Annotated in this window: 27 protein-coding genes, 1 tRNA gene and 3 pseudogenes; 9 read left to right on the top strand and 22 right to left on the bottom strand. The window is 69.3% G+C overall.

All coding sequences use genetic code 11. The annotated features are described in order from the left end of the window. Window positions 1–248: pseudogene (locus tag GI374_RS11670) on the bottom strand (transposase); the annotation flags it as partial. Window positions 249–307: 59 nt separating this feature from the next. Here GI374_RS11670 and GI374_RS11665 point away from each other — a divergent pair. Continuing rightward, window positions 308–1,279: pseudogene (locus GI374_RS11665) on the top strand (MFS transporter); the annotation flags it as partial. A 16-nt stretch (window positions 1,280–1,295) separates the two neighbouring features. Here GI374_RS11665 and GI374_RS11660 read toward each other — a convergent pair. The 3 genes from GI374_RS11660 to GI374_RS11650 all read right to left on the bottom strand — a co-directional run bounded on the left by GI374_RS11660 (window position 1,296) and on the right by GI374_RS11650 (window position 4,838). After that, window positions 1,296–2,525, bottom strand: coding sequence for an MFS transporter (locus GI374_RS11660; RefSeq protein WP_154337229.1), 1,230 nt, complete (start codon window positions 2,523–2,525; stop codon window positions 1,296–1,298). 73 nt (window positions 2,526–2,598) lie between these two features. Then, window positions 2,599–4,005: a chromate efflux transporter gene (gene chrA, locus GI374_RS11655; RefSeq protein ID WP_154337228.1), complete on the bottom strand. Its 1,407-nt coding sequence runs from the start codon at window positions 4,003–4,005 to the stop codon at window positions 2,599–2,601. Then, window positions 4,002–4,838, bottom strand: a complete 837-nt coding sequence (locus GI374_RS11650; protein ID WP_154337227.1) for a chromate resistance protein ChrB domain-containing protein — start codon at window positions 4,836–4,838, stop codon at window positions 4,002–4,004. Before GI374_RS11650 ends, chrA begins: the two co-directional genes overlap by 4 nt. A 329-nt stretch (window positions 4,839–5,167) precedes the next feature. Between GI374_RS11650 and GI374_RS11645 the strand changes: the two genes are divergently transcribed. Both GI374_RS11645 and GI374_RS11640 read left to right on the top strand, forming a co-directional pair. Further along, on the top strand, window positions 5,168–5,740 hold the full coding sequence (locus tag GI374_RS11645) for a recombinase family protein (RefSeq protein WP_154337226.1): 573 nt from the start codon (window positions 5,168–5,170) through the stop codon (window positions 5,738–5,740). Beyond that, entirely contained in the window at window positions 5,737–6,069 is a 333-nt protein-coding gene (locus GI374_RS11640) for a WGR domain-containing protein (RefSeq protein WP_229583119.1), read from the top strand. Before GI374_RS11645 ends, GI374_RS11640 begins: the two co-directional genes overlap by 4 nt. 132 nt (window positions 6,070–6,201) lie before the next feature. Here the strand turns inward: GI374_RS11640 and brnA are convergent, their stop codons facing one another. Then, the gene (gene brnA, locus GI374_RS11635) at window positions 6,202–6,417 is read right to left on the bottom strand and encodes a type II toxin-antitoxin system BrnA family antitoxin (protein WP_154337225.1); all 216 of its coding nucleotides are present in this window, start codon (window positions 6,415–6,417) and stop codon (window positions 6,202–6,204) included. Next, a complete protein-coding gene (locus tag GI374_RS11630; RefSeq protein WP_154337224.1) occupies window positions 6,404–6,667 on the bottom strand; it encodes a BrnT family toxin in 264 nt (87 codons plus the stop codon). The genes brnA and GI374_RS11630 overlap by 14 nt, the downstream gene beginning before the upstream one ends. A gap of 72 nt (window positions 6,668–6,739) precedes the next feature. Here GI374_RS11630 and GI374_RS11625 point away from each other — a divergent pair, with 72 nt between their 5' ends. Both GI374_RS11625 and GI374_RS11620 read left to right on the top strand, forming a co-directional pair. Next, window positions 6,740–7,207, top strand: a complete 468-nt coding sequence (locus GI374_RS11625) for an ArsR/SmtB family transcription factor (RefSeq protein ID WP_370515299.1) — start codon at window positions 6,740–6,742, stop codon at window positions 7,205–7,207. 84 nt (window positions 7,208–7,291) lie between these two features. Then, window positions 7,292–7,786 (top strand): annotated as a pseudogene (locus GI374_RS11620) (arsenic resistance protein); the annotation flags it as partial. A gap of 127 nt (window positions 7,787–7,913) precedes the next feature. On the opposite strand, the gene GI374_RS11615 reads toward GI374_RS11620, so the two are convergent. From GI374_RS11615 to GI374_RS11580, 8 genes are all read right to left on the bottom strand, one after another. Continuing rightward, window positions 7,914–8,312, bottom strand: a complete 399-nt coding sequence (locus tag GI374_RS11615) for a hypothetical protein (protein ID WP_154337223.1) — start codon at window positions 8,310–8,312, stop codon at window positions 7,914–7,916. Continuing rightward, on the bottom strand, window positions 8,309–8,659 hold the full coding sequence (locus GI374_RS18895; protein ID WP_195759903.1) for a hypothetical protein: 351 nt from the start codon (window positions 8,657–8,659) through the stop codon (window positions 8,309–8,311). The genes GI374_RS11615 and GI374_RS18895 overlap by 4 nt, the downstream gene beginning before the upstream one ends. A 36-nt stretch (window positions 8,660–8,695) precedes the next feature. Next, window positions 8,696–8,971, bottom strand: a complete 276-nt coding sequence (locus GI374_RS11605) for a DUF2312 domain-containing protein (RefSeq protein ID WP_154337258.1) — start codon at window positions 8,969–8,971, stop codon at window positions 8,696–8,698. A 58-nt stretch (window positions 8,972–9,029) separates the two neighbouring features. Beyond that, a complete protein-coding gene (locus GI374_RS11600; protein ID WP_154337222.1) occupies window positions 9,030–9,554 on the bottom strand; it encodes a hypothetical protein in 525 nt (174 codons plus the stop codon). 71 nt (window positions 9,555–9,625) lie between these two features. Beyond that, complete coding sequence (locus tag GI374_RS11595; protein WP_154337221.1) at window positions 9,626–9,865, bottom strand: hypothetical protein; 240 nt, start codon at window positions 9,863–9,865, stop codon at window positions 9,626–9,628. Next, complete coding sequence (locus GI374_RS11590; RefSeq protein ID WP_154337220.1) at window positions 9,862–10,008, bottom strand: hypothetical protein; 147 nt, start codon at window positions 10,006–10,008, stop codon at window positions 9,862–9,864. Before GI374_RS11590 ends, GI374_RS11595 begins: the two co-directional genes overlap by 4 nt. Window positions 10,009–10,032: 24 nt before the next feature. Next, a complete protein-coding gene (locus tag GI374_RS11585) occupies window positions 10,033–10,284 on the bottom strand; it encodes a hypothetical protein (RefSeq protein WP_154337219.1) in 252 nt (83 codons plus the stop codon). Beyond that, window positions 10,281–10,592: a hypothetical protein gene (locus GI374_RS11580; RefSeq protein WP_154337218.1), complete on the bottom strand. Its 312-nt coding sequence runs from the start codon at window positions 10,590–10,592 to the stop codon at window positions 10,281–10,283. The genes GI374_RS11585 and GI374_RS11580 overlap by 4 nt, the downstream gene beginning before the upstream one ends. A gap of 87 nt (window positions 10,593–10,679) precedes the next feature. Here GI374_RS11580 and GI374_RS11575 point away from each other — a divergent pair, with 87 nt between their 5' ends. The 3 genes from GI374_RS11575 to GI374_RS11565 all read left to right on the top strand — a co-directional run bounded on the left by GI374_RS11575 (window position 10,680) and on the right by GI374_RS11565 (window position 12,623). Next, a complete protein-coding gene (locus GI374_RS11575; protein ID WP_195759902.1) occupies window positions 10,680–10,985 on the top strand; it encodes a helix-turn-helix domain-containing protein in 306 nt (101 codons plus the stop codon). Window positions 10,986–11,176: 191 nt separating this feature from the next. Further along, complete coding sequence (locus tag GI374_RS11570) at window positions 11,177–11,353, top strand: hypothetical protein (RefSeq protein WP_154337216.1); 177 nt, start codon at window positions 11,177–11,179, stop codon at window positions 11,351–11,353. 172 nt (window positions 11,354–11,525) lie between these two features. Next, complete coding sequence (locus GI374_RS11565; RefSeq protein WP_154337215.1) at window positions 11,526–12,623, top strand: tyrosine-type recombinase/integrase; 1,098 nt, start codon at window positions 11,526–11,528, stop codon at window positions 12,621–12,623. Between the two features lie 18 nt (window positions 12,624–12,641). On the opposite strand, the gene GI374_RS11560 is transcribed toward GI374_RS11565, so the two are convergent. The 5 genes from GI374_RS11560 to GI374_RS11540 all read right to left on the bottom strand — a co-directional run bounded on the left by GI374_RS11560 (window position 12,642) and on the right by GI374_RS11540 (window position 16,385). Further along, a tRNA-Cys gene (locus GI374_RS11560) sits at window positions 12,642–12,715 on the bottom strand. A 53-nt stretch (window positions 12,716–12,768) separates the two neighbouring features. After that, complete coding sequence (locus GI374_RS11555) at window positions 12,769–13,587, bottom strand: ABC transporter ATP-binding protein (protein WP_154337214.1); 819 nt, start codon at window positions 13,585–13,587, stop codon at window positions 12,769–12,771. Beyond that, entirely contained in the window at window positions 13,584–14,543 is a 960-nt protein-coding gene (locus GI374_RS11550; RefSeq protein ID WP_154337213.1) for an iron chelate uptake ABC transporter family permease subunit, read from the bottom strand. Before GI374_RS11550 ends, GI374_RS11555 begins: the two co-directional genes overlap by 4 nt. Then, a complete protein-coding gene (locus GI374_RS11545; RefSeq protein ID WP_154337212.1) occupies window positions 14,536–15,489 on the bottom strand; it encodes an ABC transporter permease in 954 nt (317 codons plus the stop codon). The genes GI374_RS11550 and GI374_RS11545 overlap by 8 nt, the downstream gene beginning before the upstream one ends. Further along, complete coding sequence (locus GI374_RS11540; protein WP_154337211.1) at window positions 15,486–16,385, bottom strand: siderophore ABC transporter substrate-binding protein; 900 nt, start codon at window positions 16,383–16,385, stop codon at window positions 15,486–15,488. The genes GI374_RS11545 and GI374_RS11540 overlap by 4 nt, the downstream gene beginning before the upstream one ends. A gap of 403 nt (window positions 16,386–16,788) precedes the next feature. Here GI374_RS11540 and GI374_RS11535 point away from each other — a divergent pair, with 403 nt between their 5' ends. Further along, the gene (locus GI374_RS11535) at window positions 16,789–17,613 is read left to right on the top strand and encodes a DUF4167 domain-containing protein (protein WP_154337210.1); all 825 of its coding nucleotides are present in this window, start codon (window positions 16,789–16,791) and stop codon (window positions 17,611–17,613) included. Between the two features lies 1 nt (window position 17,614). On the opposite strand, the gene rsmA is transcribed toward GI374_RS11535, so the two are convergent. Genes rsmA through GI374_RS11520 form a run of 3 tightly spaced genes read right to left on the bottom strand, consistent with a single transcriptional unit; the run spans window position 17,615 to window position 20,737 of the window. Beyond that, window positions 17,615–18,472 (bottom strand): 16S rRNA (adenine(1518)-N(6)/adenine(1519)-N(6))-dimethyltransferase RsmA, encoded by an 858-nt coding sequence (gene rsmA, locus GI374_RS11530; protein ID WP_154337209.1) that lies wholly within the window; start codon window positions 18,470–18,472, stop codon window positions 17,615–17,617. Next, complete coding sequence (pdxA, locus tag GI374_RS11525) at window positions 18,469–19,449, bottom strand: 4-hydroxythreonine-4-phosphate dehydrogenase PdxA (RefSeq protein ID WP_154337208.1); 981 nt, start codon at window positions 19,447–19,449, stop codon at window positions 18,469–18,471. Before pdxA ends, rsmA begins: the two co-directional genes overlap by 4 nt. After that, window positions 19,427–20,737, bottom strand: coding sequence for a peptidylprolyl isomerase (locus GI374_RS11520; RefSeq protein WP_154337207.1), 1,311 nt, complete (start codon window positions 20,735–20,737; stop codon window positions 19,427–19,429). The genes pdxA and GI374_RS11520 overlap by 23 nt, the downstream gene beginning before the upstream one ends. Between the last annotated feature and the right edge of the window lie 14 nt (window positions 20,738–20,751).

Below are 20,751 nucleotides of genomic sequence, written 5' to 3'. Positions count from 1 at the left end.
GAGATCCTTCAACGCAGCCTGGTCGAGCAGCGACTCCGCCAGGAGCCGTTTGAGCCGGGCGTTCTCGTCCTCGAGCGCCTTCAGCCGCTTCGCGTCGGATACGTCCATGCCGCCGAACTTGGCCTTCAGGCGTAGAACGTGGCGCTGCTGATTCCGTGGCGACGGCAGAGCTCCGACGTCTTCGCCCCGGCTTCCTGTTCCCGCAGGATCCCGATGACCTGCTCCTCGGTGAACTTCGATCTCTTCATGTCCGGTCCTCTCGTTGGGCCGGACTCTAGCGTCACATGGAGGAGTTATCGGGGGTCACAGCATCCAGGCCACGATCCCGGACGTTCTGCCAGACGAGGCCGAGTACACACGGGCGCTGTCGCTCTCACGCCTGGCCTACGATCTCGAGAGCCTGCTCTCGCCGATGCTGGCGGCGGCGCTGCTGACGGTGGTGAGTTTCCCGGTCCTCTTCGGCGGTACCGTCATCGGCTTTCTCGCGTCGGCGGCGCTGGTGCTCACGGTTGCACTGCCTTCGCCCAGGCCTGCCCAGCCCCGCGGCATCTGGGATCGGACCACCCGCGGCATCCGCATCTATCTGGCCACGCCGCGCCTTCGAGGGCTGCTCGCCCTCAATCTCGCCGTCGCCGCGGCCGGCGCCATGGTAATCGTCAACACCGTCGTCCTCGTTCAGGCCCGCCTCGGCCTCGGCGAGGCAGAGGTGGCGCTGGCGCTCGCGGCGTTCGGCGGCGGCTCGATGGTGGCGGCGCTGCTCCTGCCGCGGCTGCTCGATCGCATCCCCGACCGTCCGGCGATGATCGCGGGCGCGGTGATCCTGGCGCTCGGGACGGCGCTTGGTCCGCTCATCGGATCGCTCACCGCACTGATGGTCCTGTGGCTCGTGATCGGCTTCGGCTACAGCCTGACGCAGACGCCGACGGGCAGGCTCCTGCGCCGGTCGGCCCAGCCGGAGGACCGGCCGGCGATCTTCGCCGCCCAGTTTGCGCTGAGCCACGCCTGCTGGCTCCTCACCTATCCGCTGGCCGGGCGGTTCGGTGCTTCGTTCGGGCTCGATGCGACCTTTCTGGTTCTCGCCGGCATCGCGGCGGCGGGTGTCGTGAGCGCCATGCGTCTCTGGCCGGCGCATGACCCCGATGCAGTGCTGCACGTGCATCCGGACTTGCCCGATGATCACCCGCACCTTCGGGAGCACGGACCCTCCGAGCATCGGCATCCGCTGGTAATTGATGACCTGCACCGCCAATGGCCACGTCCAAAGCGGCGTGCGTCGTAGCGCGGCCGCCGGTTCCTCAGGCTTCTTCCGGTGGCTTGATGTGGCGAAACTGCGAAAGCAGGAGCAGGTCGTAGGTTATCTTCAGGACTCCGCAGAGGAGGAATGGTCCCGCAAGAAACGCGCTTCCGAACATGGCGCCCGCGAGCGCGGGACTGAGCGCTGCCGCTAGGCTTCGCGGCACGGACGTGACGCTCGCGGCGGCCGGGCGTTCGGCTTCGGTCACCACCGCCATGACGTAGGAGGAGCGGGTCGGCACATCCATCTGCGACAGCGCGGCCCGCACCAGCAGCAAGGCAAGGGCAAGCCACAGGGTCGGCGCGAAGGCCGCCAGGATCAGGCACAGGCTTGACGGAATATGGGTGAAGACCATCGTGTTGATCAGGCCGATCCGCCCGGAGAGCCAGGCTGCAACCGGAAACGAGAACGCCGACAGGAGCCCCGACCAGAAGAAGAACAGGCTCGCGGCGGCCAGCGACATGTCGAACCTCTGGAAGAGCCAGAGCGCCAGCAGCGACTGGACCACGAAACCGCCCGCAAATGCATCCAGACTAAACAGCGCCGCGAGCTTGAAGACGATCTTCCGCGACGGCCCCAGCGCACTCGGCGCCCGGCCACTTTCGGGGTCCGGCCGCCGCGGGATCCGCCGATAGATGAGGTATCCCGCCACCCCGAGCATCGCATAGACGACGAACATTGCCTTGATGGCTGTTAACTGTCCGACCCCTCCGCGGCCGAGAAGATCAGGCGTTGCGGCCGACAGCGCTCCCACCGCGCCGGCCAGGGCGCCGATAAGGCTGTAGCGGGCGAAAAGCGCCGTGCGTCCCGCCGCTGATACGGCGCGCGACAGAACCGCGTGCTCGAGCGGGACGAAGACGCTGACGCTTCCCGCCGAGGGGTTCATTGTCCCGGCGAACGCAATCGCCAGCAGGACGGCATAGGTCTCCGCGATCGAGAACACGATCCCGGTGACAGCCATCAGGCAGGCGGCGGCCAGTAGGAGTTGCCGCCGCTCGTGGTGCGCACCGAGGATGCCGACGGCCAGAGTAAGCAGCGACGAGCCGAAGAGCGCGGCGGAAGAGATGACGCCGACCTGCCACGGCGACAGTCCAAGGGCGAGCAGGTAAGCGGGAAGGAGCACGGCGGCAAAGCCGTCGCCGAAATCCCTCAGTCCTCTGGCTACAAGCAGGGGTACGACCGCGGTTGCCTCCAGGCATCCGTTCCGCGCCAGCCCATCCGTCCGAGTCATGGCCCCCATGCCCTCGTGCGTCGAGATGTTGCCGTGACGCCCACCACGCCAACGGGGCGCCGATCCATGGCCCCTACGTGACCAGCCCGACAGCGTGGAGAGCGAAGCCGAGAACCGCCGCCCCACCCAGCACCGTTGTCACCCCGAGCTTCAGCCGGAACACCGCGACAAGGGCGAGCACGGACAGCGCGGCCGCGATCCAGTCGATCGAGCCGAAGACAGGCAACTCTATTGAGAGTGGTCCGGCCTCCACCCGCTGCACCTCGCGCCAGATGACATGGATGGCGAACCAGATCGCGAGATTCAGGATCACGCCGACGACCGAAGCCGTAACCGCGGTCAGGGCAGCGGACAGCGCCCGGTTGGAGCGAAGGCCCTCCATGTAGGGCGCGCCGAGAAAGATAAAGGCGAAACAGGGCGCGAAGGTGACCCAGGTAGCGAGCAGCCCGCCCAGCGTGCCCGCAAGCAGCGGGTTGTCCCAGCCGGCTTCGCGGAAGGCGCCCAGGAAGCCCACGAACTGGAGCACCATGATCAGCGGCCCCGGCGTCGTCTCGGCCATGCCGAGGCCGTCGAGCATCTCGCCGGGCTTGAGCCAGCCATAGGTTCCCACGGCCTCCTGCGCCACATAGGCGAGCACCGCATAGGCGCCGCCGAACGTCACTACCGCCATCTTCGAGAAGAAGGTGGTGATGTCGGCGAAGACGTTGCCCGGACCCAGGACGGCCACCAGCGCTGCCACCGGGCCGAGCCAGAGCGCCACCGCCGCCGCACCCGCGATCAGTGCGCTGCGTCGCGCTCCAGCGGGCATCTCGGCCATCTCCTCGCCGAGGAGTGTCTCGGCATCGTCGACATGGACGCCTCCGACCGACCCGTGACCGCCACCCGGCGTGAAGGCCGGCAGGCCGCTCCGCGCCCCCAGGAATCCGATCATCGCGGCGACGAGCACGATCAGCGGGAACGGTGCATCGAAGGCGAAGATCGCGACGAACGACAGCACCGCGAGCAGTCGCATCGCATCGTTCTTCAGCGCTCGCCGGCCGATGCGGACCACCGCCTGCAGCACGATGGCGAGGATCGCCGCCTTGAGGCCGAAGAACAACGCCTCGACCATGCCGATGTCACCATAGAGGGCGTATAGCCAGCTCAAGGCCATGATCGCGACCACGCCGGGCAGCACGAACAGCATGCCCGCAATCACGCCGCCGCGGGTGCCGTGCATCAGCCAGCCCACGTAGGTGGCGAGCTGCTGCGCCTCCGGCCCCGGGAGCAGCATGCAGAAGTTGAGCGCATGCAGGAAGCGCCCGTCGCCGATCCACCGCTTCTCCTCCACAAGGATGCGGTGCATGACCGCGATCTGCCCGGCCGGTCCCCCGAAGGACAGGAGCGCGATGCGCGCCCAGACCCGTGTTGCCTCGGCCAGCGTCGGATAGACCTGCGCCGGCGCGTCGCCCTGCGGTGTCGCCAATGTGGCATCCGTCATTTCGCACCGCCCAGCCGGTTCGTCGGCCAGTTGTGGGTCTCGCCGGTCGCGTCGCGGGCCCAGCGGTAGAACGCGTCGTAGAGCGCCATGCCCGCCTCGAGCTGCTCGAGGTCATCCGCATGCATCCGGGACAAACCGAGAGAGGCGGCAAGAAGCCCCGCAGCCTCGGGCGCGAGATCAAGCCGCGCCGTGTCCGCTGCGCGCACGACGGCGGCCAGTCGGTCAAGCGCGGGCGTGGAAATCCCGAACTCGGCGAGCATCGTGTCAAAGGTGCAAAGCTCGCCACGATGGCTCCAGAACACGTCCTCCACATCATAGGGCATCGCCCCGAACAGCTCCGCCACGCCGGCGACTTCCGCGGGAGCAACATAGAGGAAGATCGCACGCGGATCGACGAAGCGCCGGATCAGCCACGGGCAGGCAATCCGGTCGATTTTCGGCCGCGAGCGCGTCACCCAGACGGTCCGACCCTCGGCGTCGCGCGCGGTGATCTTGCCAGGCTCGACCAGCGGAAACCCCGCCGCGACCCACGCGGCCTGTCCGCCCTCCAGGTATTCGGCAGCTACGCCCGCGCTCCGCAGCAGCGCGGCGACACCCTGGCTGCGCCTGTGCCCTGCGGCGCAAATGACGACAACCGGGCCCGACAGGCTAGCCCCAAGCCGCACCACGGCAGCATGGGTGAGTTCCGCGTCGCCGAGCGGCCGGGCCGAGGGAACAGATCGCGAGTCCGCGCCGCGGGCGGCGTCGTCGCGGACATCGAGCAGCGTCGGACAGCGGGGCGTACCGATCAGCTTGGCAAGTTTTTCAATGGGAATGGCGTCGGGCACAGGCAAGAGCGTTCCTCCTTGCGGTCAAGGTTCGGGTGGAACGCGAGCTTCGGCTGTCGCCTCGTGGGGAGATCGCGGATCCCCATGACTCGAAACTTTCCGAAAACCTAGGGGCTGTCAACGTCCGGCTCCGGCGACGCCCGGATTTGCCTAAAGGTCTGCCAGCGTCGCCGCGAGATTGCGCATCAGTTGCGGATAGAGCGCCGGCGGAACCTTCGTATTCTGGACATGTCCGCCAGGGCGGTCCCAAACCCCGCCTTTGTAGCTCTTTTCTGTCCGGAAACCGTGTCTGGAAATCAGTTGTCCGACATACCATGTTCAGCTACTATCCTGACATGCTGATCGGCTATGCGCGCGTCTCAACCGACGACCAGAACCTGGACCTGCAGCGCGACGCTCTGCTCCAGGCTGGCTGCGAGCGCATTTTCGAAGAAAAGGAGTCCGGCCGCGCCGGCACGAAGCGCCCGGCCTTCGAGGCCGCGCTCGCCTTCCTGCGCCCCGAGGACCAGCTCGTGGTCTGGAAGGTGGACCGGCTAGGGCGTTCCCTGCGCGAGATGCTGGACACCGCCCACAAGCTTCAGGCGCAGGGGGTCAGGCTCCGCTCCCTGACCGAGGCGGTGGACACAGAAACGCCCACGGGACGGCTGATGTTCAACTTCCTGGGCACCATCGCCGAGTACTTCCTCGATCTCAACCGCGAGAGGACGATCGAGGGGCTCAGGGCGGCCGCGGCCCGCGGCCGCAAGGGCGGGCGGCCCCGGAAGCTCTCCGATGATGACCTCGCGATGGCGCGGGCGCTCCTCAAGGACCCGAGCATCCCCGTCGCGCAGATCGCCAAGCGCCTCGACGTGAGCCGGGCCACCTTCTACGCCTACTTCCCGCAAGCGAGGAGACGGAGCCTGCCATGAGCGAAAAGCAGATCGATCTTCTGGACTGGCTGGCGGCGAATCCGCCTAGGGCTCCTGAGGTTGTGCCGTCCGCGGGTGAGGATGCGATGGAGGATCCGGGCGTGACGCCCGTCCTGCTCACGCGCGCCGATCCGTCCTGCAACATGCACCGGTTCTACAGCCTGGAGCTCGCCACCAGCCTCTTCGGCGAGTGCGGGGTGGTGCGCCACCGGGGGAGGGTCGGGGCCTCGGGCCGGAGCCGGACGGACTGGTTCGAGAAGCCTTGTGAGGCGGAGGCTGCCTTTTCGATCCTGTTGAGGGCGAAGCACAGGCGAGGCTATGCGCCTTGAGATGCCAGCAGGTTCCGGCTACCGACAGAGCGCCGGAAGATCGTTGCCGTCTTCAGGTGATTGCGCAGATGCGGCGAATGGAGCCTCACGACAGACTACCTGCCGCTTCCCCGCGGAGGCAGGTGTTCATTCTCACTGAAGACGTTCGGCAATCCACAGCTTGATAAGAGACTGCCGCGTGACGCCCAGTTCCTTGGCCTGGCGGTCAAGGCTGGTGACTACCCAAGCCGGAAAATCCACATTGACCCGACGGGTCTGGGTGTTCGTGCGGCGCGCCTGCGACCAGTCTACTTGGGCGCTCACGTCCTCGCCGGCATCGAACCTCTCATCGAACTCACGAGCCTTCATAGCGATCAACTTCCTCCTTGCGGGCACGACGCACCGAGATGATGCGCGTGGCTTCGTCCCTGGGCGTCCACACGGCCGCCCAATGCCGCTCCCCGATCCGCCCAACCGCGAGAAAGCGTGGCTCGTCCTCCGTGCGGGCGGGTGCCTCCAGCAGCCAAGGATCATTCCAGAGCGCTTGAGCCTCCTCGAAGTCGATGCCGTGCTTGGCCTTGTTGGCTGCGCTCTTGTCGGGGTCATATTCGAAGGACATGAAGCTTATTAGTGCGGAAATTATACCTTTTCAATCCAACAACGATTGATCTGCCAGCTGTCGGGCTGAACCTTGAAGACGGGATTGCCCGGTGTGCGCGGCCCGCGATCATCCTGTTCGGACCTCGAACGTCGTGCGATCTACGCGCCGGTTGTGCTGACCAACCATATCCTTTATTCTAGAAGTATGGAATCATCAGACGCCATTGCCGCCTTGGCGGCCCTCGCCCAGGCCACCCGGCTCGACACCTTCCGCCTGCTCGTGCGCCACGAGCCGGAGGGACTGCCGGCCGGCGAACTGGCCCGCCTCCTCGACGTGCCGGCCAACACCATGTCGGCGCATCTCGGCACCCTTGCCCGCGCAGGCCTGGTGGCGGGCACGCGGCACAGCCGCTCCATCGTTTATCGGGCCGATCTCGAGCGCCTGCGCGAGCTGATCCTGTTCCTGCTCAAGGACTGCTGCGGGGGCGACGCCGCGCTCTGCACACCTCTGATTGCCGAACTCACGTCCTGCTGCGCCCCTCTGGAGGCCGTCCAATGACCGACCGCGTCTCGGACGTGTCGTTCCTACCCACCTCAGCCGCGCCGATCGTGCGGCGGCTGCTCGACCTTGAAGGACGAGAGCATGACTGACATGACCGCCGCCCCCGGTGGCTTGGGCCGCTTCGAGCGCTGGCTCTCGATCTGGGTGGCCGCCGCCATCCTGGCCGGGCTTCTCTTGGGCAACATTGCGCCCGGCATCTTCGGGGGCCTTGCGGGACTGGAGGTCGCCTCCGTCAACCTGCCCGTCGCCGTTCTGATCTGGGCCATGGTCTACCCGATGATGGTGGGCGTAGATTTCGGCTCGATCCGCCGGGTGGGCGAGGAGCCGCGCGGGCTGCTCATCACGCTGGTGGTGAACTGGCTCATCAAGCCCTTCACCATGGCTGCGCTCGGCGTTCTCTTCTTCAACCACGTCTTCGCCGGTCTGATTCCGCCGGAGGATGCGCAATCCTACCTCGCCGGGGTGATCCTGCTCGGTGCCGCACCCTGCACGGCCATGGTCTTCGTCTGGTCGAACCTCACGCGGGGTGATCCGACCTACACTCTCGTGCAGGTGAGCGTGAACGATCTCATCATGGCCGCATCGCGGTCGCGCCATGCCGCCGCGGCGACCATCCAGTCCCAGGCGTAGCCGCGGCGGAACTTCTCGCCGGCGAACAGATGGTGCTCGAAACGCGCGCGCTGCGCCCTGACGTAGCCGCTCATCACTTGGCCCGCCCGCGCGCCTTGCGGCGCTTCTTGCATGCCTCGTGGCGGCGCCAGCCTTCCTTGGTGCGGCGCTTGGCGTCGCGCGCCTCACGCGCCTTCTCGGCCTCCTCGATGCTCACGTCCTTGAGAACGCGGACCTGCTCCTGCGTCAGCACCGTGATGGGCGTGCCGGTCACGTCCGAGACCATGGCGTAGGTGATGCCGCCGTGCTCCTCGGGCAGCAGCACGCGCCAGACGGAGCGGCCGCGCTTGTAGGACGCAATGACCCGCTCGGCGACCGACTCGTTGCCCTCGTGGACGGCGCGGGCAATGCGATGCGCGAGGATGGGGGGATCGCCGGGCCAGCCCGACGACTCGGGGACGCGCTGGCACAAGGGCTCGGTGGCCACGGTCATGGGGCGTCCTCACGCGATGGGAAGGTGATGGTCAGGATCGCGGCCCCGGCCGTGCCCCGGGCGCGGGGCAAGGCGGTCGGGGCGCCGTAGCCGAACCGGCTGTCGTCCACGCCGAGAACCTCGACGATGCCGTCGATCGCGGCCTTCTGCGAGGCGACGGCGTTGTCGAGGTCGAAGGTGATGGTGCGGAACGAGGGCTGGAAGGCGAAGGTCAGCGTCACCCGCGCGCCCTCGGGCAGGTGCCGCAACCCGGCGCTGCGGGCGAGGATGCCGGCCTCCGCACGCTGCTTCTGAGCGGCGCGGTGGCGCGCGGACCAGTGCGGCGGGCGGCCGTTCGGCCATAGCACCCGCGTCGCCCAGCGTGAGGACGACCGGCTCCATGGTCAGGCCATGCCCAGCGCGGCCAGATACATGGAGAGGATCGCTTCTTCCTCGGCCACGTCGTCCTTGTCGCGCTTCCGCAGGGCGACGACCTTCCGCAGCACCTTGCTGTCGTAGCCGCGGCCCTTGGCCTCCGCGAAGATTTCCTTGAGGTCGCGCTTCCGCTCGTCGATCTCGGTGTCTATCGCCTCGATGCGCTCGATGAACGACCGCAACTCGCCGGCGGCGATGCCATAGGTGCGCTGTTCCACCGCCTCGTCCTCGGGCGTGTTCTTCATCGGCGGCTTGCCGGCGCGCGCGGCCTCGAACAGCGGCGTCATGTCAGCCTCGCGGCCGTCATGCGTGCGCAGCGTCACGCTGATCCCGTCTGTCATGGTGTCCTCCTGTCAGTTGATGGTGGCGCTGTGGCCGGCGGCGCGGGCCGCGAGCCGATCGGCCAAGGTGACGGCTGTCGCCCGCAAGGCCGAGAACTGGTCCTCGATGGCCGTGAGGTCGCCTTGCGTCCATGGTGGCCTTGGTGGCCTCGGCCAGCAGGACCAGCCGCTGCTCGACCGTGGGCTCATCGGAACCCGCATTTGTCGCCATGCCCGCAATCGCCTTACGGACGACATCGAGCGTGCAGCTCATGCAGCCACACTCCACCCGGTTAAAGCCCTCGGGCAGCCTCCCCATGACGGACTCGCTCATCATGGCGTCGAGCACGATCGCAACGGCCTCGCCCGGCGTTCTGGACGCGAGGCGGGTCTGGACCGCAAGGGCATGGGCGAGCGCGAACAGCGCATACTGGCCCTCACCGCCGAGGTTCAGTTCCTGCGCCACCGCGACGACCGCGCCCCATTGCTCGGGCAACTTGAGCTCCACCTTCCTAGCCATCCCGGCCCCTGTGGTTGAACCGCCGCGCGGCTCGGGGTTTCGGTGGAAAAATCGAGGGTTCATGCCGGCACCTCGGCCCGCCGGATCCAGACTCCCGGCCGCACCGCGTCGTGGATCACGAGCTTGCCGGCGCCATTTCCGGCGACGACCTCGGCGACGATGGCGAAGTCGATGCCGGTCGCGCGGGCGATGCCGCCGATGTCGAGCCGCGCGGGCGGCGCGATGGCGGCCCAGACGGCGACCTTGTGCGGGCGGGTGACGCGGGCCGCGACGGAGGAGGGGTGATAAGGCGCGCTCACAGCAGCGCCTCCTGCCGGAGATCGCCGCGCGGCTTGTGGAGCCAGCGAAAGACCGGCTCGCCATTCCAGCCGCGGCGCCAGACGAACCACGCATTGCGCTGCGGCGGGGAACCCTCGCCGGTGAAGTCGAGCTTCCAGCGCATCAGGGCGCAACCGGACGGCGGCGTTCATGCCGTCAGCACCTCGAGGGCGTCGTCCACCGTGTCGATCAGCGGATAGCGGCCCGACAGCGGCATTGGCGGGAGCCGGAAGCGATCGGCCCAGCCGCGGCAGGTGACGAGCGCGCGCACGGTCTGGGTCCGCTCGCTGATGGCCTCCGCGACCTCGGCGATGGTCTGGTCCCAGCCGCGCAGGGTGCACCCGTTATGGACATGGGCGAGGATGCGCATGGAGCGCGGCGTGAAGCCCGCGATGGTCATTGCTGCCCCACCCCGGCCGTTTCGGCGCCGCTTGCAAGGGTAGCCTTTACATTGACTTGTCCGCCCGAACAGGCAGGTTGCGCGCTCGCCACAATGTGACCATTCTGGCGCTTGCGCTCCAGCTCGTCTCGCAGCAAGGAAATGCCTCGCTCGGCCGCGACTTCCAGCATCGGCACGAAGTATTCACCGGGGATGGAACTACGCTGATGCCACCGATGAATGACGACCTTCTCGAGGCCAAGATCGCCAGCCAGAGCCCTGCGGCTTGGCCAACGCTCGATGATTTGCTGCACGGAGGATTTTGTCATGCCCGCAGACTATGACCCCGGTGGTCATTCGTCTTTGGGTCCAAGATGGTGATTGCGGCTGTGGGGGAGCGGACTATTCCGCGTCCAATGAGCACACCACCCCAACGCATACCGCCCGAGATGTCGCCCGAGTCCATCGGGCGCCGTCTGCGCCTGATCCGCCTGGCGCATGGATTAAGGCCCGCCCAGATCTCCGACATGCTCGGGATCGAGCGGACCTACTGGTCACGGTTCGAGGGGGGGCGGCGGGCGCCCTCGGTCGAGTTCGCCTGTCTGCTCACGGCGAGATTCGGCGTTACGCTGGATTATCTGTATCTCGGGCGGGAAGCAGGCTTGCCACTGGAGCTTGCCGAGCGGCTTCGAGCCGCTGCTGCACAATCAGATCAAGACTGACACCCGACGCATATGCCGTTAGTGCGTCGTCCAGCAGCGTCTCGCTGCCGGACCAGTATGCGTCGTTCCGAGCCTGCATCATGTCCGGCAGCCAGTAATAACCGAACAGGTTATTCTTCTCTTGCCTGTAACCGTACTGGTCATTATTTTCGCTGCAGGGTCCGCCCCGGACCGCAGAGAGAGACGCCGCCATGAACATGAGCGCCGATGTGGTCCCCGACTATTTGCGGCTTCTGAACCGCGTGGTCTGGCCAGGCTGCACCCATTTGAAGCTGTCTGGGCTCATCCGCGAGGCTGATCGCGAGAGTCGGCCACAGCGCGGCCGCAAGGCGAAGTGGTGGAAGATCGTGCCGCCGGGAGAGCGGTGATGGGGGTTAGGTTCAGCCAAAGGGAACTGCGCAAGGCGCTCGACGTAGCTCGCGAGAAGGGACTTGCGATCCAGCGGTTCACCCTCAGCCCCGGACGGCACGATCACCGTCGACACTGCAGAGTCGAAACTCAGCGTGGGCTGCGACGACTTCGATATGCGGACTTGCGGCGATGACCAAGCGGAACCTGCCGGCCCATGTCTACGCACGGAAGCGCAAGAGCGGCACCTACCTCTATTTCGAGCGGGGCGGGCGCAGCGTGCGCTTGCATGAGCGGCCCGGCACGCCGGAGTTCCAGATGGAACTGGCCCGCGTCCTGGCCGACGAGCAGCGGATGCCGACCGGGCGCGATTTCCGCGCGTTTGTCGCCAGCTACCGCGAGAGTGACCGCTACAAGGACCGGGCGCCGCGGACGAAGGCCGATTACGACCGCGTGCTGCGCTACATCGAGGACAAGCTAGGGCAACTGCCCGCCGACAAGATGCAGCGCAAGGACGTAATCAGGGCTCGAGACGCGAACAAGGACAGCGCGCGCTTCGCCTCCTACATCGTCCAGGTGCTCCGCATTCTGTTCGAGCACGCGCATGACCTCGGCTGGATCAAGGCAGGGCAGAACCCCGCGAAAGGTGTCGCGCTGGTGAAGGCCAAGACCGTGGGGCGCAATCCGTGGCCGCCGGGCAAGGTCGAGGCGTTCCGCGAGGCTGCGGCCCACGGCACCCGCGCCCGACTCGTGTTCGAGATGTGCATCGGCACGGGGCAACGGATCGGCGACGTGCTCAAGATGCGCTGGAGCGACATCGACGAAGGCGTGATCCGCGTGCGCCAGAACAAGACCGATGCCCGGCTGTGGCTGCCGATCACGACCGACCTTAAGGCGGCGCTGGACGCCACGCCGGGGCTGGAGCCCAAGGTGCGGCTGGCCGTGAAGGGCCACGACCTCGGGCCGACGATCGTGCAGCGTCTCGACGGCGGCCCGGCCAGCTATCGCGTCGTTGCCGACGAGATCATGGCGGTGCGGCGGAAGATCCGGGCCGAGCGATTCGACATTCACGGCCTGCGCCACGCAACGGCGGTGGAGCTGGCCGAGCTGGGCTTGACCGACGAGGTGATCCAGTCGGTGACGGGCCACAAGGACAGCGCGACGTTGCGGAGCTACACCCACGAGGCGCGTCAGAAGGCGCGCGCGCGGCAGGCGATGGAGGCCCGAGAACAGGCCGGGATCAGAGCGCGAACTTCGGAACGGCTTTCGGAACAGGAAAGCGGCGGGTGAGAAAAGTTAGGAAAATCATGGAGGTGGGTACCGGAATCGAACCGGTCTTCACGGATTTGCAATCCGGTGCGTAACCTCTCCGCCAACCCACCGCCGTGCCGAGTGAGCTAGGGTTTCGGCGCGCCCGGGTCAAGCCGCTTGTGGCTCAGGACAGGCGGGCGCGATCGGGAAGGCGGCCGCGGCTCAGGTCGGCGATGCGGCTGTGCGAGTGGTGGTGCAGGACCAGCGGGCGGCCGTCGTGGCGGCTGACCTCGACCGGCGTGTCGTAGAGGTCGGACAGCAGGTCCTCGGTCAGCACCGCCTCGGCGGCGCCTTGGGCCACGATCCGGCCGTGCTTCATGGCGACGACGTGGTCGGCCCAAGCGGCGGCGTAGTTGACCTCGTGGACCACCGCGACGACGCTGCGGCCGGTGTCCTGCACCAGTTGCGCCAACCGCGCCATCAGCGCGCGGGCATGGGCCACGTCGAGGTTGTTCAGCGGCTCGTCGAGCAGCATCCACGCCGTGTCCTGCGCGAAGGTCATGGCGAGGAAGGCCCGCTGCACCTGCCCGCCCGAGAGCTCGTCGAGGAAGCGGCCCGCAAAGGGTTGCAGCCCGAACGCGTCGATCGCGGCCTCCACCGCCTCGCGGTCGGCGGCGCGGGGGCGGCCCTGATGGTGGGGCCAGCGGCCGAAGCCGACCAGCTCGCGCACCCGCAACCGGCTGGCGACGCTGTTCTGCTGGCCCATGATCGCCAGCGTCCGCGCCATCGCGTCGGTCGGCGTGGTGGCGAGGTCGAGGCCCTCGACGGTGATCCGCCCGGACTGCAGCGGCTCGAGCCGGGCCATGAGGCGCAGCAGCGTCGATTTGCCGGCGCCGTTGGGGCCGATCAGCGCGGTCAGGCTGCCCTCGGGCAGGCTGAGGCTGATGTCGCTGAGGATCGGGGCCGCGCCCACGCGATAGTGCAGGTCGTGAATCTCGATCATCGGATCCGTCCCTTCATCAGCAGGTAGAGGAAGAACAGCCCGCCCGCGAACTCGACCACCACCGAGAGGGTGGCGGGCTGGCTCATGGCGCGCTCGAAGATCGTCTGGCCGGCGACGAGGATGAGGGCGCCGATCAGCCCGGCGATGGGCAGCAGCGCCGCGTGGCGGTCGCTGGCGGCGGCGCCGTGTGCGAGGCCCGCGACCAGCAGGCCGAAGAAGCCGACCGGGCCGACGAGGGCTGTGGAGACCGAGACCAGCACCGCGACGAGGGCGAGGGTCAGCAGCACCATCCGCCGGTGCCGGAGCCCGAGCGAGACCGCCGCCGTCCGCCCGAGGGCCAGCACGTCGAGCCGCGACGAGAGCGCGAAGGCCGCGGCGATCATCCCCGCCGCGATCAGTCCGCCGGGCAGCAGCAGCGAGGCGTTGATGCTGCCGAAGCTGGCGAAGCTGACGCTCTGGACCACGGCATAGGCGTTCGGATCGAGGATGCGGGACACGAACCCGCTGATCGACCGGAAGAGCACGCCCAGAATCACGCCCGTGAGGATCGTGCGCGGGATGTCCCGCGCGCCACGGCCCAGAAGCGTGCCGAACAGCAGCCCCGCCAGCAGGACCATGACGGCGATCTCGGCCAGGAACTTCAGCGTCGGGTCCAGCATGGCGAAGCCGGTGATGCCAACGCTCGCGACCAGCAGCGTCTGGAGCAGCAGGTAGAGCGCGTCGAAGCCCATGATCGAGGGCGTCAGCACGCGGTTCGCCGCGACGGTCTGGAACAGCACCGTGGCGATGGCGATGGAGGCTCCCACGGTGATGAGTCCCGCCAGTTTCGTGGCCCGCAGCGTCAGGATGAAGCTGCGATTGCCGCCGCCGATGCCCTGGAACATCCAGACCAGCGACGACAGGACCAGCAACCCCGTCAGCCCGGCGATCACCTGCCATGAGGCGCGCTCAGGCATGGGCCGGCCGGCGGTAGAGGAGGACGAGGAAGATCAGCGCGCCGAGGACGCCGAGAATCACGCTGACCGGCATTTCGTAGGGCGCGATCAGCAGCCGGCCGATGATGTCGCAGGCCAGCAGCAGCCCCGCCCCACTGGCCGCCACCACCGGCAGCGAGGCGCGCAGGTTGTCGCCCATCACGCGGGCGACGATGTTCGGGACGACCAGCCCGAGGAAGGGCACCATGCCCACCGTGGTCACGACGAGGGCCGAGACGACCGCCACGACGACGAGGCCGAAGCGCATGACGCTCGCTGTCGAGAGGCCCAGCCCCGTCGCCACCCCGTCGCCGAGCGAGAGGATGGCGAAGCGGTCGGCGCCCACCCAGGCCAGCCCGGCGGCGAGGCCCGCGACCCACAGAAGCTCGTAGCGCCCCGCCGTCACGCCCGAGAACTCGCCGCTCATCCAGACGCCCACATATTGCAGCAGGTCCGCCTGCCAGGCGATCCAGGTCACGATCGAGCCGAGGACGCCCGACAGCACCAAGCCCGCGATGGGCACCAGCATGACCTCGCGCCGGGGCAGGCGGCGGATCACCACGATGAAGAGCGCGGTCCCGGCCATCGCGGCGAAGCTGGCGGCGACCATCTTCACCCAGATGGGCGAGGCCGGCGCCAGGATCGTCACCGCGAGGAGGCCGAGGGCGGCGCTTTCGCTCGTCCCCGTGGTGTCCGGCCCGACGAAGCGGTTGCGCACCAGGCTCTGGATCAGCGTGCCCGAGACGGCGAGCGCCGCCCCGGCGAGCGCGACCGCCAGCGTCCGCGGAAGCCGCGACTCCATCAGCACGAGCATCGTCCAGGCATCCGAGCGCGCCTGCCGCACCGAGATCTCGGCCGCCCCGACCCCGAGGCTGACCAGCATCAGCGCCAGCAGCGCCGCGAGGCCGAGACCGGCGGCGAACCTCATCCCGCGAGCGCCGCCTCAAGGCTGTCGAGGATCTCGAGCAGCGAGGTGTAGCCGCCGGCCGAGAGATAGACGTTGCTGGCCGGGAGATAGACGACCTGATCCTCGGTCCAAGCGGTCGTGCCCTTCACCAGCGCGCTGTCGAGCGTGGCTTCGGCCGACTGCACGTCGGCGCCGATCGCGGCGCCACGGTCGAGCACGAAGAGCCAGTCGGGATTGGCCTGCGCGATGAACTCGTGGCTGATCGCGTCGCCGTGGTTCGCCGTGGCGTCGAGCGTCTCGACCGCCGGGGTGAGGCCGGTCACGTCATAGGCCCAGCCGAAGCGCGAGCCGGGGCCATAGGCCGACATCTTCGGCCCGTTGGTCAGCACGACCAGCATCGTGCCCTTGCCCTCGCCCGCCGCCGCGACCGCGGCCAGCTTCTCGTCGAGCAGCGCCAGCAGCGCCTCGCCGTCGGCCCCCTTGCCGTAGAGCTGCGCGAAGGCGGCGAGCCGGGCCTTGGTGTCGGCCACCAGATTCGCGCCGTCCACGGTCATGTCGATCGCCGGCGCGACCTGCGAGACCGCGTCCTTCTGCGTGGCCGAACGGTTGGCGACCACGATCAGGTCGGGACCCACGCCCGCGAGCGCCTCGAGGTTCGGCTCCTGCAGCGTGCCGACCTTCACCGCGCCGGCGATGGCCTCGGCGATGTGGTCGATCAGGTTGCTGTCCGGCGCCGCGTCCGGCGCCACGCCGAGGGCCTGCAGCGTGTCGATCGCGCCGAGGTCCAGCACGGCGATGGTCTCCGGCGCGGCGGGCACCGTCGCCTCGCCCTGCGCGGTGGGGATGGTCACGTCCTGGGCCGCGGCGGGCACCGCATGCGCCGCCGTCAGGGCGAGCGCGAGGGCGAGGGATCGCATCGGGAAATCCTTTCGGTCTGGCAGTCCGCAGCACGCGGGCCGAACCGCTGCCTAATCCCGCAAGCAGGGGGTGTCCATAATAGGCGAGCAAAAAACTCTGAGAATGTCTGCGAGGACTTTTCGGGCAGGCAGGTGCGGGCTTGACCCGTCGTCCCCGGTCAATCTCGGCCGCTTCGGAGGGTTTTTCGCGATTTTCCGGCGCGCGGCTGCGTTTTCGGCTTGTAACGCGGCATCGGCGTGGTTACTCCAAAGGTCGTGACGGGGTGCTTTCGCGCCGCCGCACGGGTCAGCCGACACACTGCCGCTTGTCGCCACGGGTAAAACGCCCGCGGCCGCGCGCAGGGTGCAGGGCCGACCCGAACCTCCATGCCGCCGGCTGGATCCCTGACCGACAGACGAGCACATGAGATCATCCAAGTCCCGTTCGCGCAACAAGTCGAACCGCCAGCGTCCGCTGGGCAATGTTGTCAACCGCGTGTTCGACAGCTCCGGCCCCGAGGGCAAGGTCCGCGGCACGCCGCAGCAGATCATAGACAAATACCTGACGCTCGCCCGCGACGCGCAGCTCTCGGGCGACCGCGTGGCCGAGCAGAGCTTCCTGCAGCACGCCGAGCACTACACGCGGATGCTGGGCGAGGCGATGCGCGAGCAGGCCGAACGCCAGCAGCAGCAGGGCGGCGGGCAGGGCCCGCAGCAGCGCGACGACGACGGCGGGCGCGACGACGACCGCCAGCCGCGGGACGACCGCGCCCAGCGGGACGACCGTCAGCCGCGCGATGACCGCCGCGACGACCGCCAGCAGCGCGATGAGCGTCCGCAGCGCGATGACCGCCAGCAGCGCGACGAGCGTCCGCGCGAGGATCGCCAGCCGCGTGACGACCGCCGCCGCGACAGCGACCGCCGCGACGACAACCGCCGCGAGGATCGCGGCAACGGCCCCGCCGATGCCGGCACCCCGCCGTGGCAGGCCTGGGCCGCGCGCGGCGAGGGCGGCCTTCCCGACGCGGTCGGCGGCGAGGACGAGGGCGGCCCGGTGGAGCTGCCCGAGGCCCGCGCCGAGGTCCCGGCCGCCGAAGCCGCGGCCGGGCAGCCCGCTCCCGCCGCTGACGAGGCCCGGGCCGAGCCTGCGGCCCCGGCCCGCCAGCCCCGCGCGACGACCCGCCCGCGGGCCCCGCGCAAGACCGCGGCGGCCGCCGACGCACCGGACGAGACCGCGACCTCCGAATAAGCTACCGCCCCGCCTCGCGCGCTGCCTTCAGGCCGCGCGCGAGCGTGCAGAAGCCTTCGAGCGGGATTTCCTCGGCCCGCGCGGTCGGCGCGATCGCCGCCTCCGACAGCAGCGTCTCGATCTGCGGGTGCAACCCGCGCAGGCTCGCCCGCAGCATCTTGCGCCGCTGGCCGAAACCCGCGCGCGTCACCTCCTCCAGCACCTTCGCATCGGCCGGAAAGCGCGGCCCCGGCAGCGCCGTCAGATGCACCACGGCCGACTCGACCTTGGGTTGCGGCACGAAGGCCTGCGGCGGCAGGGTCAGCACGATCCGCGCCTCGGTCCGCCACTGCGCCAGCACGGCGAGGCGGCCATAGGCCCTGCCGCCCGGCTTCGCCACGATCCGCTCGGCCACCTCCTTCTGGAACATCAGCGTGAGCGACATCCAGAAGGGCGGCCATTCGGATGGCGTCAGCCAGCGGGTCAGAAGCTCGGTCCCGATGTTGTAGGGCAGGTTCGCCGCGACCCGGATCGGCGGCGCCAGATGCGCCAGCGGGTCCACCTCGAGCGCGTCGCCGTGGATCACCGTCAGCCGCCCCGGGTAGGCCGCGGCGATCTCCTCCAGCGCCGGGATGGCGCGGGCGTCCTTCTCGATCGCCAGCACATGCCGCGCGCCCTCAGCCAGCAGCCCGCGCGTCAGGCCGCCGGGACCGGGGCCGACTTCCAGCACGTCGCATTGCGTCAGGTCGCCCGCCGCCCGCGCGATGCGGGCGGTGAGGTTGAGGTCCAGCAGGAAGTTCTGGCCGAGCTGCTTCTTCGCCTGCAGGTCATGCCGCGCGATCACCTCGCGCAGGGGCGGCAAGCCGTCGATGGCGCTCATGTCGCGGCGCGGGCGGCGGCCATGGCGCGGGCCATGCGGAGCGCCGCGATGGTGCTGGACGGGTCGGCCCGGCCGGTGCCGGCGATGTCGAAGGCGGTGCCGTGGTCGGGCGAGGTGCGGATGAAGGGCAGGCCGAGCGTGACGTTGACCCCACCGGCGAAGTCCAGCGTCTTGATCGGGATCAGCGCCTGATCGTGGTAGGCGCAGACCGCCGCGTCGTAGCGGGCGCGGGCCGGGGCGTGGAACATCGTGTCGGCGGGCAGGGGGCCGGACAAGTCGAAGCCCTCGGCCCGCAGCCGGTCGAGGAGCGGCGCGATCCAGTCGCGCTCCTCGCCGCCCATCGCGCCGCCTTCGCCGGCATGGGGGTTGAGGCCCGCGACGGCGATCCGGGGGTGCGGCAGCCCGAAATCCCGCGAGAGGCCCGCCGCCGTCACCCGGATCGCGCGTTCCAGCACCTTGGGCGTCAGCGCCTCGGGCACCGCCGAAAGCGGAATGTGGATCGTCGCCGGGACCACGCGCAGCGGCGGGTTCACGGTCGAGGAGGCCAGCATCATCGCCACTTCCGCGCCCCCCGCGAGATGGGCGAGGAACTCGGTATGGCCGGGGAAGGCGAAGCCCGCGCCCTCCTTCAGCGCCAGCTTGCTGATCGGCGCGGTAACGAGGCCCGCGGCCGCGCCCGACTGCGCCAGTTCGACCGCGCGGGCGATGACCTCGATCACGGCGGCCGCGTTGACGGGATCGGGGCGGCCCGGCCAGGCGGCGGCGGGGAAGCGGTGCGGGAGGACGGCAAGCACGCCGGGCTCCGCCGCGCGGTCCTCGGTCCAGCGGGTGCCGGGCGGCAGATGCGCGGGGTCGCCCAGCCATACGAAGGCCTCGCCCGCGGCCCGCGCGAGCGGTGCAAGCTCCGGCCCGATACCCGCAGGCTCGCCGCAGGTCAGGATCAGCGGGACGGGCTCAGGGGCGGATGATGATGGCATTGGCGCGCAGTTCCGCCAGCAGCGTCTCGGCGGCGCGGTTCACCTCCGCGGTAAAGACCGCCTCGCGCGCCTCGCCCGCGGTCGGCACCGGATCGAAGCCGTCGGGCGCCTCGGGCAGCTCGGCCACGGTGGGCGCGCCGCCCGCGATCACCGGCTGCGGCAGGCCGGGGATCGGGTTCTCGCCCATGCCCTCGGCCAGCAGCGTCGGCGCGCGCTCGCAGAGCATCAGGACCTCCACGGCGCCGCCGCGCGGGATGGCCGCGATCTCGTTCGGGTCGAGCCGCGACAGCACCAATGCGGTCTCGGCCGGGATGGCGGAGGTATCCGCCACCTGATGCTCGACCGGGCGGCCGCGAGCGGCGACGTAAAAGGTGCCGCAGGTGTCGGCCTCGGCCTGCACCTGCGCGGCTTCCGCCGTCGAGGCGACCATCAGGCGCAGGAACTCGACCGTCTCCGCCGTCGCGCCGGGGCGAACCTCGCCGCGCGTGTCGCGCAGGTAGAACAGCACCACCGCGCCCGGAATCGAGAGCGGCTGCGTCACCTGTCCCGGCTGCAGCGCCAGCAGGATCGGCGCGAGGCCCTGCGGCAGGTTGTCCACCCGCGTCCAGTCGAGGCGGCCACCCTGCGGGGCGGAGGGCGTGGCCGAATACTGCCGCGCGGCGGCGGCGAACTCGGCCTCGCTGCTCACGCTCGCGGCGATCTGGGCGGCCTGCGCCGCGATGCGCTCCTCGGTGCCCGGGGGGGCGGGGATGATGAGCTCCGAGATCAGCACCTGGGTCACGCGCGGCGTCTCGATCGCGCGCTGCCGGGCCTGCGCCACCTGCCGGTCCGAGACCACCACGCCCGGCGCCACGCGGACCCGCAGGATCTCGCGCCAGACGACGCCCGCGCGGATGAAGTCGCGGAAGGTGGTGGCATCGACGCCCGCCTGCGCCAGCTGGCCGATGAAACTCATCGAGTCGAGGCCGGCGCGGCCCGCGAATTCGGTCATGCCGGCCTGGATCGCCTGCTCGCCGGGCGAGATGCCCATGCGCCGCGCCTCCTGCAATTGCAGCCGCTCGTTGATGAGCGCGGTCTCGGCCGCCTCGGCGGTCGTGCCCGGCGCGCCGAGGGCCTGCATGAAGCGCAGCCGCTGCTCGAGCTCATAAGCGGTGATGACCTCGTCGTTGACGATCACCGCGGGCGCGTCCTGCGCCGCGGCCGTCCCGGAAAGCGGCCCGAGCGGCAGCCCCGGCACGAACGCGGCGAGCACTGCTGCGAGCAGTCCGGCAGGCATCAGTTGGCGCATCGGGGGGCGTCCTT

The sequence above is a fragment of the Paracoccus sp. S-4012 genome, from assembly GCF_009674885.1.
GTDB lineage: Bacteria > Pseudomonadota > Alphaproteobacteria > Rhodobacterales > Rhodobacteraceae > Paracoccus.
Note: the sequence above shows the minus strand (reverse complement) of the source record. Positions and strands in the feature narration are given on the sequence as shown.